This window comes from Corallincola luteus, assembly GCF_004336975.1.
GTDB lineage: Bacteria > Pseudomonadota > Gammaproteobacteria > Enterobacterales > Neiellaceae > Corallincola > Corallincola holothuriorum.
On the sequence record NZ_SJXE01000001.1, the window covers coordinates 1,271,295 to 1,286,782 of the forward strand.

The window sequence follows — 15,488 nt, forward strand, 5'->3', positions numbered from 1 at the left end:
ATAATCTGGGGAGATTATATATTTTTGGGTACTTTTTTATGCTGCAGTTTTTTTTAGTGAGCAGCTATTTTTTTGGGAGCGAAGATCTAGGTGGATTTAGTGATATCTTAAGCTTTTTCCGGCCCTTGATGTTGTTGGTTATAGTGTTGTCTATGGTTGTGTTGACTGAGGAGTTAACTCAAACGTATGACGCATTAATAGGTGTGACAAAATTAATTGTTAGCTGCGTTTTTCTATATAGTTTACTCGAAGTGTTTTTCTTTGATATTTTCTCATCGCTGATGTTTCTGTTTTATCGAATGGAAGATAAAGTCAATATCGATGGGATTTCAGTATCATTTTTTACTTTACCATATTATGGTGCATATATTCTTTGCATGCTGTTGCCTTTAACATTTTCCAACTACGCGCTGACTAAGAATAAAGCTGCCCTATTTTATATTTTCGCATGTTTTGGTTCTATTGTGTTGACGCAATCGAAAATGGGTGTGTTTTTGTCATTTGGTGTATTGTTTATTTATGCTTTTTTATCTTCTAGTTTTAATAAAAAAATAATTGTTATTATTATATCTTTGTTGTTTTTTGGAATATTAGGATATTTTCTTGTTGACTTCGTAAGTTATCTTAATAAAGAGGTAGGCGGTAACTTTGCGAGAACGCTACACTTGATTCTTACAAACACAGAGCAAGCCCATAACCTTAATGAACGATTGGAGGATATAACTGGTACCTACTCAAAGATAATAGAACATAATCCATATGTGGGTGTTGGTTTAGGTAAAGGTCAAACTATCGAAATATGGATAGGCACTATTCTTTATCGTTACGGGTTTCCAGGTTTGATATTATTTATATTATATTTTCTCTTCATTGGGATGGCAGCGACATTGAAACTTGGTCGATTGAAGCATGGAAGACCAAAGGAAGCGGAATTAGCAAAAACTGTTGCTATTTGGGCGTTCACGATATTCATCTCTCAGTTGAGCGGTTTTATGATGGAAATGTCAAAAGCTGCTGTATTTTCAATGATGATGCTTGCTCTCTCTGCACGTATTTTGTTTGGATGTCAACTGAGCGCGTTTAATCAGAATATTAATTTTTCAAGTATGAAGCAATATGTTAAAGAAGATCGTAGAAATAATTATTGTCAAGATTAAAAAGCGAGAGTTCAAGTTTCATGAGGGAATAAGTAATCTTGATATTGCCGCATTATCTTTTAGGCAAGGGATTGCTTTGGTACGAGGACTATTCAGGCTAAGAGCGTTTATTTCAATTGGCTCGGGTGTTAGTTTGTATGGCAAGCGACAACTGCAGTTGGGACGAGGCGTTACGATAGCCCATCAAGTTACTATCGACGCGCTAGGTCTCGGCGGCATTGAGATTGGCACGTCTTCTTCTATAGGTTCTTTCTCATTACTAAAAGTTAGTGGTTCTTTTGCCAATCTCGGGCTTAGTATAAGAATAGGCGAAAATGTTGGCATCGGTGAGTTTGCCCATATAGGTGGGGCCGGCGGCGTCTCAATTGGAAATGATACTATCATTGGAGCTTATTTCAGCGTGCATCCTGAGAATCACAATTTTTCTGATTTATCCGCACCCATTCGGCTGCAGGGGGTCAATCATCAAGGCATTAGTATTGGAAATAATTGCTGGATTGGCGCTAAGGTCACAGTGCTAGATGGGGCCGTGGTTGGTGATGGTTGTGTTATAGCTGCTGGAGCCGTGGTTAAAGGCGCCTTCCCTGATAATTGTATTATTGGTGGTGTTCCTGCTCGAATATTGAAGTATCGTCATGAATAAAATTGATTTTTTTATTGTACATCTTTTTAATGACTATAGCGGTAGTCCACGGGTGCTGCGTGATGCTTTGGATGCATTGCCAGAAAACGATGGGGATCGGTTTGTGTTTACAAGTTCACATTCTGGGTTCTTGGATGGTGTGAATGCTAAGCGTGTCAATATAATATATTTTCGGAGTGATAATCGCTATTTACAGCTTTGCTATTATTTACTTTCCCAACTTCATTTAATGTTAGCTCTTTTTTATTTTTTGTTGAAATCGGCCCTGAAAGGTCATCGCCGCACGTTACTCGTTAACACCTTATTACCGTTTGGGGCTGGCATCGCCGGTAAGCTTATGGCGAGTAAAACAATTTATTATATTCATGAATCGCATATATCTCCTGTGTTATTGAAGAGGTTTCTGCGTACTGTCGTAGATTTTTGTGCTAGCCATGTGATTTTTGTTTCTAATTACTTGTTACAAAGCGAGTCGTTAAACCGACCATATCAGAAAGTTGTTCATAATGGGTTGAGATCTGACTTTCCTGTGAATCCTTTAATTGATTTGAAGCGAAAGCATGCAAGAAAGGAAATTATTTTTGCGGGGTCTTTGAAAGATTACAAGGGTATTGGTGAGCTGCTGGCACTTGCTAAAATCTCGGCTGATTTCTCTTTTATTGCAGCCTTAAATTGCACTGAAATTGAGTTGGCTAGTTTCATTCATTCGCACTGTATACCGCCGAACCTAACTCTTATGGCGCGCCCGGAAAACTTAGAGGAGTTGTTTGCCAGCAGCTTTGCTGTGTTGAATTTATCGTTGCCGGAACAGTGGGTAGAGACGTTTGGCTTGTCGTTATTAGAGGGAATGACATTTGGAGCTCCAGCCATTGCCCCGCCTGTTGGCGGCCCGACTGAGTTTGTTGATAAAACTAATGGTTTACTAATTGATTCCCGTGAAACTGAAGCTATTTCAGATTTTTTGAATCTACTTGCTGACGACTTTTCTACTTGGGAGCGCTATTCTGTAAATGCACAGAAGAGTGCTGCCCATTTTTCCTCCTACTCGTTCAAATTGGCTATTAGCCAATATATGAGTCAACAAAATTTGCTTTAACTCTGTATGGATTGTACATGTTAGCTATTATTGGCACCGTTGGGGTGCCTGCTTGTTATGGTGGTTTCGAAACGCTTGTTGAAAATTTATTAGACGAGAATGATGAGCCATTACTCGTTTATTGTTCGGCACAGCAATACAAAAACCAGCCTAGTCATTATAAAAATGCACAACTGCGTTATATCAATCTCAACGCTAACGGGGTGCAGAGTATTGCTTATGACATGTTATCAGTTTTGGATGCGGTGAAGAGGGGGGCATCGACAATCCTCGTTCTCGGAGTATCTGGTGCTTTGATACTTCCTTTGGTTAGGTGGTTCACTAAAATTAAGGTTGTCACAAACATAGATGGTCTCGAGTGGCGACGGGATAAGTGGGGCTACCTAGCGAAACGTTACCTAAAGCTTTCGGAGAGTATTGCTGTAAAGCGCTCTCATGTCGTGGTTGCAGACAACCAGGCCATCGCTGATTACGTAACGCTTGAATACGGTCGGCATAGCGAAGTGATTGCCTATGGTGGAGATCATGCGCTTGTTTCGAATGTTAATCCTGAATTAGTACAGAACTATGCTTTGGGCTTGTGCCGGATAGAGCCTGAAAATAATGTTCATTTGATCCTAGAAGCGTTTGATTCACTTAAGATGCCACTGAAGTTTGTTGGTAACTGGGACAATAGTGAATATGGTAGGGGGCTTCGGCAAAAGTACCAACATTCCGCGTTTGTTGAATTATTAGACCCCATTTATGAAGTTGAAGCTCTTTTCCGTCTTCGCAGTGGGTGCGCATTTTATGTACATGGGCACTCTGCGGGGGGAACAAATCCGTCGCTAGTAGAAATGATGCACTTCGGAAAGACTATTTTGGCATTTGATTGCAGTTACAACCGGGCTTCAACAGAAGATGCCGCTTTGTTTTTTTCTGATGTCGAAGATCTGAAGAAAAAATTAGCTTTGTTAGAGGCTAAAAGTAATGGCGGTGAGATGAAGTCTATCGCGGATCGTCGTTATACTTGGAAGATAGTGAAGGAGCAGTATTTTGCTTTATTTGACTAGAAGAGAATCAAATGCGTAAGGGAATAATTCTGGCGGGTGGCAATGGCACACGTTTGTACCCGCTTACTAAAGTTGTTAGTAAGCAATTGATGCCAGTTTATGACAAGCCAATGATCTATTATCCCCTTGCCACGTTGATGCAGGCTGGTATACGAGAAATTCTTGTTATTTCAACGCCTGAGGAAACATCTCGGTTTGAAGCATTACTAGGTAATGGTGAACAATTTGGAATTGCTATTTCCTACCAAGTTCAGCTTTCACCTGAAGGCTTGGCACAAGCTTTTACGCTGGCAGAGTCGTTCTTAAATGGCAGTGCAGCTGCTCTCGTTTTAGGTGATAACCTTTTTTATGGCCATGACTTAGTCAAATCGTTGTTAAATGCATCTGAGAATGAAACTGGTGGCACTGTTTTTGGCTATCACGTTGCTAATCCTAAGGCGTATGGTGTGGTTGAGTTTGATTGCCATGGTAAAGTTCTATCTATCGAAGAAAAACCTGAGCAGCCGAAATCAAACTATGCAGTACCAGGTATTTATTTCTTTGATAAACGGGTCGTGGATATAGCTAAGCAAGTAAGGCCTTCCGCTAGAGGGGAGCTTGAAATTACGGATGTCATTAATCACTACTTGGAGCTAGGTGAGCTCAATGTCGAAGTGATGGGCAGGGGGACAGCTTGGTTAGATACGGGGACACATGATGATTTGCTTGCTGCTGCGCAGTTTATCGCCACGATAGATAAGCGTCAGGGGCTCAAGGTGAATTGCCCCGAAGAGGTCGCTTTCCGTAATGGCTGGATATCAGAAGCACAACTATGTGAGATAGCTGAACCATTAAGAAAGAGTGGCTATGGCGAGTATCTTCTTAGGTTGTTAGATGCACGGATATTTTAATGAAATTTATTGATACGACGATACCAGAAGTGAAAATTCTGGAACCAACCGTGTTCGGTGACGAACGCGGTTTTTTTATGGAAACGTTTCGTGCGGACGAATTTGCAAAGCAAACGGGTGCTAAGCCGTTTGTGCAGGATAATCACAGCAAGTCGTCGCAAGGTATTTTACGAGGTCTGCACTATCAGCAGCAACAGACACAAGGCAAGTTAGTACGGGTTGTTTCCGGCGCTGTGTTTGATGTAGCGGTTGATATGAGGCGTTCTTCATCAACCTTCGGCAAATGGGTGGGGGTTGAATTGTCTGCTGAAAATAAGAAGCAGTTATGGGTTCCCGAAGGGTTCGCCCACGGTTTTTATGTACTGTCGGGCTTGGCTGAATTTGTCTATAAATGCACGGATTATTATCATCCCGAATCTGATGTTTCAGTGAGATGGGATGACCCTTCTATTGGCATTCAATGGCCACTTGTTGAAGGGCGACAGCCATCGCTGTCAGATAAAGATAGAAGCGGTTTGCAATTTATTGATGCGCCCAAGTTTGACTAATTTTACGGAATAATGATGAAAGTAGTGATCACCGGTAAAGGTGGGCAGTTGGCTTGGGAGTTGGAACGTCTTGCCCCTGATTCGGCGACGGTTGTTTGTTTGGGGATTGAAGATCTTGATATTACCGAACAGCAGGCTGTTGAAGAAAAGATTTTGTCGGAGCGTCCGGATGTAGTGATCAACGCGGCAGCCTATACCGCGGTAGATAAGGCTGAGGCTGATACAGCGTTGGCATATGCTGTCAATGAATCTGGCGCAAGGTTTTTGGCTGAGGCATGTCGCCAGTTTGGCGCCCGTTTGCTCCATGTTTCGACCGATTTTGTTTTCGATGGTGAAAAAAACACGCCATATCAAACCATTGATACGCCTAATCCCATAAATGTTTACGGTGCTTCTAAACTGGCTGGTGACAAGGCTGTTCAAGAAACCCTAGATGATCAAGCAGTGATTGTACGCACCGCCTGGGTGTATTCAGTGAATGGCAATAACTTTGTTAAAACGATGTTGAAGCTAATGGCTGAAAAACCTCATATGGGCATTGTCTACGATCAGGTCGGTTCACCTACTTGGGCGAAAGGACTGGCAGAGTGGTTATGGAAAGTCGCTTTGAATCCCAATATTCAGGGGGTCTATCATTGGACGGATGGGGGAGTGGCTTCCTGGTATGATTTTGCTGTTGCGATACAAGAACTAGGTTTGGAAAAAGGGCTGTTAAGCGACGCAATACCGCTCCGACCAATACCAGCATCAGCATATCCTACACCAGCAAGGCGCCCTTCCTTTTCGGTTATAGATAAGACTACAGCCGAAGATGCTGTAGGGTTGGAGACTATACATTGGCGCAAGCAACTTTCCTCGATGATGGACGAGCTTTTGTCCAAGCCATAAGGTTCTCTTTACGTTAAAGAGAGTAAATAAAGCCGAAACAAATTTTTGAGTATTGATCATGAGTAAGAGTGTTCTTGTTACAGGCGGTGCGGGTTTTATTGGCGCTAATTTTGTTTATTACTGGTTGGCTAAGTACCCAACCGACAAAATTGTTGTGTTAGATGCGTTAACTTATGCAGGTAATCTTGCGAATTTAGAAAGTGCGTCGGGCAACTCTCAATATAAGTTTGTTCAGGGTGATATTTGCAATACCGCATTGGTAGAGCAGTTATTACGTGAGCATCGCATTGATACGTTAGTGCATTTTGCTGCAGAGTCCCATGTCGACCGATCGATTACAGGCCCGGATGCGTTTATTGAAACGAATATCTTGGGTACTTATAGCCTACTGAAGGCGGCTAAACGGGTGTGGCTTGATGGTGAGTCGGTGTTGCCACATCGCTTCCATCATGTTTCAACAGATGAAGTCTACGGTACGCTTGGTCCATCTGATCCTGCATTTACCGAGGAAACAGCTTACGCACCAAATTCACCTTATTCTGCAAGTAAGGCGGCGTCTGATCATTTGGTTAGAGCTTATCATCATACTTACGGTATGAATGTAACGACCAGCAATTGCTCGAATAACTACGGCCCATATCATTTTCCAGAGAAGCTGATCCCGCTGGTGATAACCAATATATTGCATAACAAAGCCTTGCCTGTTTATGGTGATGGTCAGCAGATCCGTGATTGGTTGTATGTAGAAGATCATGCTTATGGCATTGATTTGGTTCTGCAAAAGGGCGAAGTGGGTGAGAACTACAATGTCGGTGGTCACAATGAGTGGGCAAATATCGATATAGTGAAGCTTATTTGTCAGTTGATGGAAGACGCTTTTGCTGCGGATGCAGGCTTGGCAGAACGTTTTCCTGAGGCCAAGGCGGCCATTTCCGGTAACGCTGAAAGTTTAATCACCTATGTGAAAGATCGGCCGGGCCATGATCGTCGGTATGCGATTGATGCCAAGAAGACAGGTGAAGAGCTTGGGTACCAGCCGCAAGAGTCGTTCGAAACAGGCATTCGGAAAACGGTTCGCTGGTATCTGGAGAACGAGAGCTGGTGGCGTGCTGTGATGGATGGTTCTTATCGAGATTGGGTTGAGAAGCAGTATAGTTAGTTTTGTTCGTGTAGGTTTTTGTTGATAAAGGCAAATCAAAACACCCCTCACCCCAGCCCTCTCACCTTGGAGAGGGGGCTAACGACACGAAATATAACTAAGCTACCGCCTCTGCTTAAATTCCTTCTCCCCTTGGAGGGGGATTAAAAGCCGGAGAAGGTTGAGATGAGGGGGGCTTCCTTTGTCTCTATTTATTCTTCTGGTATTAGCACATCGATATCTGGGAACAGATCGGTGATTTTCGCTTTCAATGCCTGTTTCGCTTCATCATCACCATGGACGATACGCACTTGCTTTGGTCGCTTTCGCATTCGTTTGATGAAATTGAGTAAGTTAGCCTGATCGGCGTGGGCAGAGTAGCTGCTTAGGGTATGTACCTTTGCGTTAATGTCATATTTTTGGCCATCTATTTTTGTGTAACCGCCTTTGGGTCCGTACGTTTGGATCTCCCTTCCTGTTGTTCCTTTCGCTTGATACCCCACCAATAGAATGTCAGTTGTTGGCTTGCTGATGAATTGCTTTAGGTAATTCACTATTCTGCCACCATTACACATACCACCAGCCGCAATGACGACGGCGGGCTTTTTACGTTTAGCTAGGTATTGGATGCAGGCTATATGCTGTTGATGGCTGTCGAGTGTCGTTAGATTGTCGAAGTCTAGCGGATGTCGGTCTGAAGCTAATCGCTTTTTCGCCTCAGCATCCCATAACGGTTTAAATTGGCGGTACTTCTCGGTAAATTTTGCAGCCAAAGGGGAGTCAACAATGCTCTCTAGTTGTTTGATTAGTTCATTGTTACTCGCTCTGTGCTGTATCTGCTCAATTTCATAGAGCAGCTCTTGTGTTCGACCCATACTGAAGGCCGGTATCAGCACGATGCCGTTATCCCTAACCGCTTGTTCTAGCAGTGTTGCTAGTACTGTTGCGCGTTCTCGTCGGTGGGCATGAAGTTTGTCACCATAGGTGCTTTCGATGACTAATATATCTGCGCGATAAGGGCTTTTTGGAGCAGGTAGCAGTGGCGCATATGGTGCGCCTAGGTCGCCGGAGAAGATAATTCGTTGGCTCTTGTTCTGAGCTGGACTTTGAGCATGGTTGTTAGTAGTTGCTTGCGGATCGCGGTAATCGATCTCTATATAGGCGGAACCAAGAATATGCCCTGCAGGTTGAAATTTCACCCGACAGCCGGCGATTGCGTCGATGGCATGCCATCGCCGATAGGGGAGGGCGATTAACTGTTTTTTCAGCAAACGGATACAGGTATCGATTAGCGTTTGGTTACGCGTGACGCCGACTTTGAGAGCGTCTTCTAGTACTAACGGTAATAACGCTGCTGTTGCTTCGGTTGCCACTATCGGTCCTTTAAATCCTGCGGCGAGTAGATACGGAATGCGTCCCACATGATCAATATGGCTATGGGTGATGAGTAGCGCTTTGATGCTGCTGATATCAAAATTGATGGCGAGTTGCTGTTCTATATTGTCGCCTTCCGCTTCCGCGTCCTGAAATAGACCGCAATCGACTAACAGACTGTTTTGTGGCGTAAGGTGTAACTGATGGCAAGAGCCAGTGACGCCATTGACAGCGCCATGGTGTTGAAATTTCATCTGACCTTCCTTGGATGATGATTGAGCAATCTAGTTTAGTGTTGTTTTATGGTATTTCTGCGATCTGTTGTGGTTTTTTAGCTTTTGGCTGGGTAAATCTAAACACCCCTCATCCCAGCCCTCTCGTCTTGGAGAGGGTGTTAACGGTAGGAAATATAATAAGCTATCGCCTCTGCTTTAGTGCTCTTCGCTGTGTTCCTTCTCTCCTTGCGGGGGAAGGTTAGGATGACGGGAGATTAATTTTGCGGTTTGTTATCCCTGTTTGGGATTGCTGGTTTTAGTGGAGCAAAGTTAACGCCCCAGCCAGCTCTTTCAACTTTGTGGGGGAGCAAAAAACTGTTCTTCGAGGGCTTTAGCCTCTTCTTCTTTGGAGAGAAGATTGAGATGAGGGATCTTTATTGTCACGATGCTTTTTTGCTTGTTGTGTTTCTTCGTTTTTTGCAAAGAAGATCAAAACACTCTCACTTGAGCCTGCTTCCCATGGTCCGAGGCTAACGACAAAATGCTTTTCAATCTTTGGCCTTCGGTTGTCGTTCGTTGCCTAAAGGGCTGGCACCGTTTGTTGCGGGTCACATGTTATTAATATTATTTGGCTTTCAACTGAGAGGTTGTTTTTAACTCTTTTGGGGGTCTGTTAAGCTGTAGAAAATTATTTTAAGCCTTCAAGTTGGCTAACTAAACGGTCTATAGAGAATTTATGATAACCCCCGTGATTATGGCCGGAGGCTCCGGTACGCGTCTTTGGCCGCTTTCCCGCTTGCTTTACCCAAAGCAATTTCTCTCGTTGGTGAGTGATAACTCTATGTTGCAGGAGACTGTTGCTAGGTTAGGTTCGCTTGACGTTACCGAACCAGTGACTATTTGTAACGAAGAGCATCGTTTTATCGTTGCAGAACAGCTAAGAACTATCGGTGATCTTGGTACGATAGTGCTTGAGCCTGCGGGCAGAAATACTGCGCCAGCAATTGCGTTGGCAGCAAATATCGTGGCCAATCTTAATGCAGGCAAAGATCCGGTACTCTTGGTGTTGGCAGCAGATCATGCCATTGAGGATGAAGCTGAGTTTACCCAAGTGATTGAACAAGCACTTCCGCTAGCAGAGCAGGGTAAGCTAGTGACATTTGGTATTGTGCCTAAGTCAGCTCATACCGGTTATGGCTATATAAAACGCGGTGATATGGTTGATGCTGGTTATTTAGTCGATCAATTCGTTGAGAAACCGGATGGCGATACGGCTCAGCAGTATCTTGATAGCGGCGAATACTATTGGAACAGCGGTATGTTTCTTTTTAAAGCCAGCCGCTACCTTGAAGAGTTAACCGCTCTTCGTCCTGATATAGCCGCTGCCTGTGAAGCGTCTTTAAACAACGTAACGAAAGATCTCGACTTTGTTCGTGTCGACAAAGAAGAGTTTTTGAAATGTCCAGATGAGTCGATCGACTACGCCGTGATGGAAAGCACTAAGGACGCAGTGGTTGTGCCTCTCGATGCTGGATGGAATGACATTGGTTCGTGGTCGGCACTATGGGAAGTGGATAAAAAGTGTGCCGATGGTAATGCTGTTAAAGGCGACGTCATCCTCCACGACACTAAAAATTGTTTAGTTCATGGCCTGTCCGAAAATGAAGGCCAGCGTCTGGTGGCTACGGTTGGCTTAGAAGATATCGTTATTGTTGATACCAAAGATGCCGTCATGGTTGCACATAAAGATAAAGTGCAAGAGGTTAAACAGATTGTTGAAACGCTTAAGGCGCAAGGACGTTCTGAATTTAAGCTGCATCGAGAAGTATATCGTCCATGGGGTAAGTATGATTCTATTGATAGCGGCGGACGTTATCAGGTGAAGCATATTACCGTGAAGCCTGGCGGTAAGCTGAGTGTGCAGATGCATCACCATCGTGCCGAGCATTGGATCGTCGTGTCAGGCACTGCGCAAGTGACAAATGGCGACAAAACAATATTGTTGACGGAAAACGAGTCAACTTACATTCCTGTTGGCGTTGTTCACGCACTGGAAAACCCTGGTAAGTTGCCATTAGAGCTGATTGAAGTGCAGTCCGGTTCGTACCTTGGTGAAGATGATATTGTGCGCTTTGAAGATCGTTACGGCAGAATCGACGATTAAATTAGTTCAGGGAAGTGGTTGTCTGTCGCTGTTTGTGCTGAGTTTACTGAAGCCTGCTTTATGACTGACTTTTCTTCATTGTTATAGGTATATCAATGTTTATCAGCTCAAAAGTTATTGCCGATAGTGGTGTTGCCTTTGGTACCAGTGGTGCTCGTGGCTTAGTCTCGCAGTTCACGCCTGAGGTCTGTGCCGCGTTTACCCATAGTTTTGTGTCGGTGATGCAGGCCTCATTTACATTTGATCGGGTAATGATCGCGATTGATAACCGCCCAAGTAGCTACGCCATGGCGATGGCTTGTGTTGAAGCCCTGCGTCAGCGAGGGAGCAGGGCGGTCTATTTTGGTGTCGTTCCAACACCGGCGCTGGCTTATGTGGCGATGCAAGCCGATGTGCCAGCCATCATGGTGACCGGTAGTCACATTCCGTTTGACCGTAACGGCCTTAAGTTTTATCGCCCGGATGGCGAGATAAGTAAGTCCGATGAGCAATCTATCCTCGCGGCTGAAGTGCCATTTGATGAATTGGCTGATTTGCCTCAGTTAGAGGCAGATCCTCGCGCCGCTAACGACTACCTTGCCCGTTACACATCGCTGTTTGATTCACCTTGGTTGACCGGCAAGCGGATCGGTATTTATGAGCACTCCAGTGCTGGTCGGGATCTGTATGCGGATCTGTTTACCCAGTTGGGCGCAGAGGTGGTTTCACTTGAACGTAGCGACCAGTTTGTGCCTATTGATACCGAAGCAGTGTCTGATGCTGATCGCGCAAAGGCGAAGGCATGGTCGGAGCAATATCAGTTTGATGCGATTTTCTCTACGGATGGCGATGGTGATAGGCCACTGATTGCCGATGAGAAAGGTGAATGGTTACGTGGCGATATTCTTGGCTTACTCTGTGCTAAGTCGTTAAATGTTCAGGCGCTGGCGGTGCCGGTGAGCTGTAATACTGTGATTGAATCCTGTGACGCGTTTGCAAAAGTTTCTCGTACTAAGATCGGTTCCCCCTATGTAATTGCCGAATTTGCTAACCTGGTTGATGGCTTTACAGGAGTGGCAGGATTTGAAGCTAACGGTGGTTTCTTGCTTGGCAGTGATGTTGAACTGAATGGTAAGCCGCTAAGCGCACTGCCGACCCGTGATGCGGTATTGCCAGCCATTATGTTGTTGGCTGCGGCAGCTGAGCAACCTATTTCTACTCTGGTTGGTACGTTACCTAAGCGGGTTACCCACAGTGATCGCATTCAAGGCTTCGCCACAGAAAAAAGCCAGGCGATTATTGCTCAGGGAAAAGCGGATCCTGCAGAGCTGCTGGCTAAGCTTGGTTTTGCTGATGTCGCCTTGGTTGAGGTCGATGATACCGACGGCCTGCGCATGACCTTGGCCGATGGCCGTATTGTTCATCTGCGGCCATCTGGCAATGCGCCTGAGCTGAGGTGTTACGCTGAAGCGGATAGTCTTGCCCTTGCGAGAGAATGTGTTGAGCAAAGTCTTGAGAAAGTGCAGACGTTATAGTTTGCTAGCTACAGACGCACTGTGATAATGCTTATGCGCCATATGTGTAGTTAAAATGAAGGAGCGGCGATGTCCGCTCTTTTTTTTATTTATAGCCGTACGGTTTTAACATATCGGCGTAGTGTTGCCAGAGCTTTTGATTGCTGCTTGGCCTGCATTGTTCCCCATGCTGCCGGTTTAAGTTGTTACCTATGGTCCGGCGATACAGATCCCTTCTCCGTTGGCGGAAGAGGCTAGGATGAGGGGAGCTTGATCCCTTCTCCCTTGGCGGGAGAAGGTTAGGAGGAGGGGGACGCGCTAAGCACGTGGTGTTTTGATGTGTTGTGGCTCTTTGTTCGTTGTAGAGAAGATCAAAATACCCCTCACCCCAGCCCTCTCCCCTTGGAGAGGGGGCTAACAGCATAAGCGATGATTGTGCATTGCAAATTCAGCTTAGCTTCAGCTGTCTTGGTTCTTGGTTCCTTCTCCCCTGGCGGGAGAAGGCTAGGACGAGGGGCGCTTGATCCCTTCTCCCTTGGCGGGAGAAGGTTAGGATGAGGGGGACTGTTAAGCACGTGGTGTTTTGATGCTTGTTGTGGCTCTTTGTTCGTTGTAGAGAAGATCAAAATACCCCTCACCCCAGCCCTCTCCCCTTGGAGAGGGGGCTAACAGCATAAGCGATGATTGTGCATTGCAAATTCAGCTTAGCTTCAGCTCTTCTCGGTCCCTTCTCCCTTGGCGGGAGAAGGTTAGGATGAGGGGGACTGTTAAGCACGTGGTGTTTTGTTGCTTGTTGTGGCTCTTTGTCTGTTGTAGAGAATATCAAAATACCCCTCACCCCAGCCCTCTCCCCTTGGAGAGGGGGCTAACAGCATAAGCGATGATTGTGCATTGCAAATTCAGCTTAGCTTTAGCTGTCTTGGTTCCTTCTCCCTTGGCGGGAGAAGGTTAGGATGAGGGGGACTGTTAAGCACGTGGTGTTTTGTTGCTTGTTGTGGCTCTTTGTCTGTTGTAGAGAACAATCAAAAGACCCCTCACCTCAGCCCTTTCCCCTTGGAGAGGGGGCTAACAGCAGAAAGTTGGGCTATTTGTTTCTTCGCCCCGGTTGCTACAAGGCGAGGATGAACAGATATCGGTCGGATCTATATTTTATACTTTGATCCAGTTCACAAATGAGAGACAATTGGCGTCAACTACAGGGTTGGTAAGCTTAAAGCTAACTATCGCCCTTTTTGTCTTTGCTCGATTGTGTATTGAGCTTACTGACTTAGCGAAATTTCCTCTTAATCTTTGGCAAATTGCGTAATGGAGTGCCTAAATGAAAATTGCTGTTGCCGGAACCGGATATGTCGGGCTGTCAAACGCGGTGTTGCTAGCACAACACAATGAAGTCGTTGCAGTTGATCTTGTGAAAGAAAAGGTTGATCTGATTAATGATCGCCGTTCCCCCATCGTTGATGTTGAGATTGAAGATTTTCTAGCCAATAAGTCACTCAATCTGCTAGCGACGCTGGATAAGCAGCAGGCTTACGCAGACGCTGAATTTGTTATTATTGCTACGCCTACTGATTACGATCCGCAGACGAACTACTTCAACACCAAATCCGTTGAGGCAGTGATTCAGGATGTGCTGGCGATTAATCCTGATGCCACTATGGTGGTGAAGTCCACCGTACCCGTTGGTTTTACGCAAGAAGTGAAACAGCGCCTGGGGACCGAAAACGTTATATTTTCTCCTGAATTTTTGCGTGAAGGGCGTGCGTTGTATGACAATCTGCACCCATCACGGATCATCGTGGGTGAGCGCTCTGAGCGTGCTGAGACCTTTGCGCGTTTGCTGCTGCAAGGTGCGATTAAAAAAGATGTTTCGCTTCTTTTTACTGATTCAACGGAAGCTGAAGCTGTTAAGCTCTTTTCTAACACTTACTTGGCGATGCGCGTCGCTTACTTCAACGAGCTGGATTCTTATGCTGAAGCCCATGGCTTGAACAGCCGACAGATCATTGAAGGTGTTGGTTTAGATCCGCGTATCGGTAACCATTACAATAACCCTTCGTTTGGTTATGGTGGCTATTGTTTGCCGAAAGATACCAAACAGCTGCGCGCTAATTATCAAACTGTACCGAATAATATTATCAGTGCTATTGTTGATGCCAACCGCACGCGTAAGGACTTTATTGCAGACTCGATTGTTAGCCGCAATCCGAAACGGGTAGGGGTGTACCGTCTGATTATGAAGGCTGGTTCGGATAACTTCCGTGCATCTTCTATTCAAGGGATCATGAAGCGCATCAAGGCAAAAGGCATTGAAGTCGTGGTTTATGAACCAGTACTGCAAGAAGATGAGTTCTTCCACTCTGCAGTGATTAAAGATCTCAATGAATTTAAGCAATCTTGTGATGTGATTGTTGCTAACCGCATGGTTGATGACATCAAGGATGTGGCTGACAAAGTTTATACCCGCGATCTGTTCGGTAGCGATTAAGTAAAAGCTCTCAGTGAGTAACCCTCTCTTCTAGTACTTTCTCCCTTGCGGGAGAAGGCTAGGATGAGGGAGACGTGCGAAGCGCGTGATGCTTTGCTTGTTGTGGCTCTTTGTTCGTAGCAGAGAAGCTCAAAATACCCCTCACCCCAGCCCTCTCCCCTTGGAGAGGGGGTTAAAAGCATAAGCCGATGATGGTTCATTGCTAAATTCAGCCGAGTTTATCTTAAGCTGTCTCGCTTAGATCCCTTCTCCCCTTGGAGAGGGGGCTAAAAGCGTAAGCGATGATGGTTCATTGCTAAAATCAGACTATTTTCTCGCAAGCTGCCTCGCTTAGATCCCTTCTCC

Annotated in this window: 12 protein-coding genes; 11 read left to right on the forward strand and 1 reads right to left on the reverse strand. The window is 45.2% G+C overall.

Features of this window, described 5'->3' with window-relative positions:
- Nucleotides 1-38 precede the first annotated feature (38 nt).
- The 8 genes from EZV61_RS05630 to rfbB are packed head-to-tail and all read left to right on the forward strand — an operon-like array spanning nucleotide 39 to nucleotide 7,433.
- Nucleotides 39-1,157, forward strand: coding sequence for a hypothetical protein (locus tag EZV61_RS05630; protein WP_131414579.1), 1,119 nt, complete (start codon nucleotides 39-41; stop codon nucleotides 1,155-1,157).
- Nucleotides 1,117-1,800: an acyltransferase gene (locus EZV61_RS05635; RefSeq protein WP_205695324.1), complete on the forward strand. Its 684-nt coding sequence runs from the start codon at nucleotides 1,117-1,119 to the stop codon at nucleotides 1,798-1,800. The genes EZV61_RS05630 and EZV61_RS05635 overlap by 41 nt, the downstream gene beginning before the upstream one ends.
- Nucleotides 1,793-2,896, forward strand: a complete 1,104-nt coding sequence (locus EZV61_RS05640) for a glycosyltransferase family 4 protein (RefSeq protein WP_131414580.1) — start codon at nucleotides 1,793-1,795, stop codon at nucleotides 2,894-2,896. The genes EZV61_RS05635 and EZV61_RS05640 overlap by 8 nt, the downstream gene beginning before the upstream one ends.
- Before the next feature lie 17 nt (nucleotides 2,897-2,913).
- Nucleotides 2,914-3,948, forward strand: coding sequence for a DUF1972 domain-containing protein (locus EZV61_RS05645; protein ID WP_131414581.1), 1,035 nt, complete (start codon nucleotides 2,914-2,916; stop codon nucleotides 3,946-3,948).
- Between the two features lie 11 nt (nucleotides 3,949-3,959).
- Complete coding sequence (gene rfbA, locus EZV61_RS05650; protein ID WP_131414582.1) at nucleotides 3,960-4,838, forward strand: glucose-1-phosphate thymidylyltransferase RfbA; 879 nt, start codon at nucleotides 3,960-3,962, stop codon at nucleotides 4,836-4,838.
- On the forward strand, nucleotides 4,838-5,386 hold the full coding sequence (rfbC, locus tag EZV61_RS05655; RefSeq protein ID WP_131414583.1) for a dTDP-4-dehydrorhamnose 3,5-epimerase: 549 nt from the start codon (nucleotides 4,838-4,840) through the stop codon (nucleotides 5,384-5,386). The genes rfbA and rfbC overlap by 1 nt, the downstream gene beginning before the upstream one ends.
- Before the next feature lie 15 nt (nucleotides 5,387-5,401).
- A complete protein-coding gene (gene rfbD, locus EZV61_RS05660) occupies nucleotides 5,402-6,274 on the forward strand; it encodes a dTDP-4-dehydrorhamnose reductase (RefSeq protein ID WP_131414723.1) in 873 nt (290 codons plus the stop codon).
- A 58-nt stretch (nucleotides 6,275-6,332) separates the two neighbouring features.
- Entirely contained in the window at nucleotides 6,333-7,433 is a 1,101-nt protein-coding gene (gene rfbB, locus EZV61_RS05665) for a dTDP-glucose 4,6-dehydratase (protein ID WP_131414584.1), read from the forward strand.
- Nucleotides 7,434-7,624: 191 nt separating this feature from the next.
- Here rfbB and EZV61_RS05670 read toward each other — a convergent pair whose 3' ends face one another.
- Nucleotides 7,625-9,040, reverse strand: a complete 1,416-nt coding sequence (locus EZV61_RS05670; protein ID WP_131414585.1) for an MBL fold metallo-hydrolase RNA specificity domain-containing protein — start codon at nucleotides 9,038-9,040, stop codon at nucleotides 7,625-7,627.
- 697 nt (nucleotides 9,041-9,737) lie between these two features.
- Here EZV61_RS05670 and EZV61_RS05675 point away from each other — a divergent pair.
- The 3 genes from EZV61_RS05675 (at nucleotide 9,738) to EZV61_RS05685 (ending at nucleotide 15,143) form a co-directional block, all read left to right on the forward strand.
- Entirely contained in the window at nucleotides 9,738-11,165 is a 1,428-nt protein-coding gene (locus EZV61_RS05675; RefSeq protein WP_131414586.1) for a mannose-1-phosphate guanylyltransferase/mannose-6-phosphate isomerase, read from the forward strand.
- 95 nt (nucleotides 11,166-11,260) lie between these two features.
- Entirely contained in the window at nucleotides 11,261-12,679 is a 1,419-nt protein-coding gene (locus EZV61_RS05680; protein ID WP_276320494.1) for a phosphomannomutase, read from the forward strand.
- Between the two features lie 1,297 nt (nucleotides 12,680-13,976).
- Complete coding sequence (locus EZV61_RS05685; protein ID WP_131414588.1) at nucleotides 13,977-15,143, forward strand: nucleotide sugar dehydrogenase; 1,167 nt, start codon at nucleotides 13,977-13,979, stop codon at nucleotides 15,141-15,143.
- The last annotated feature ends 345 nt before the right edge of the window (nucleotides 15,144-15,488 follow it).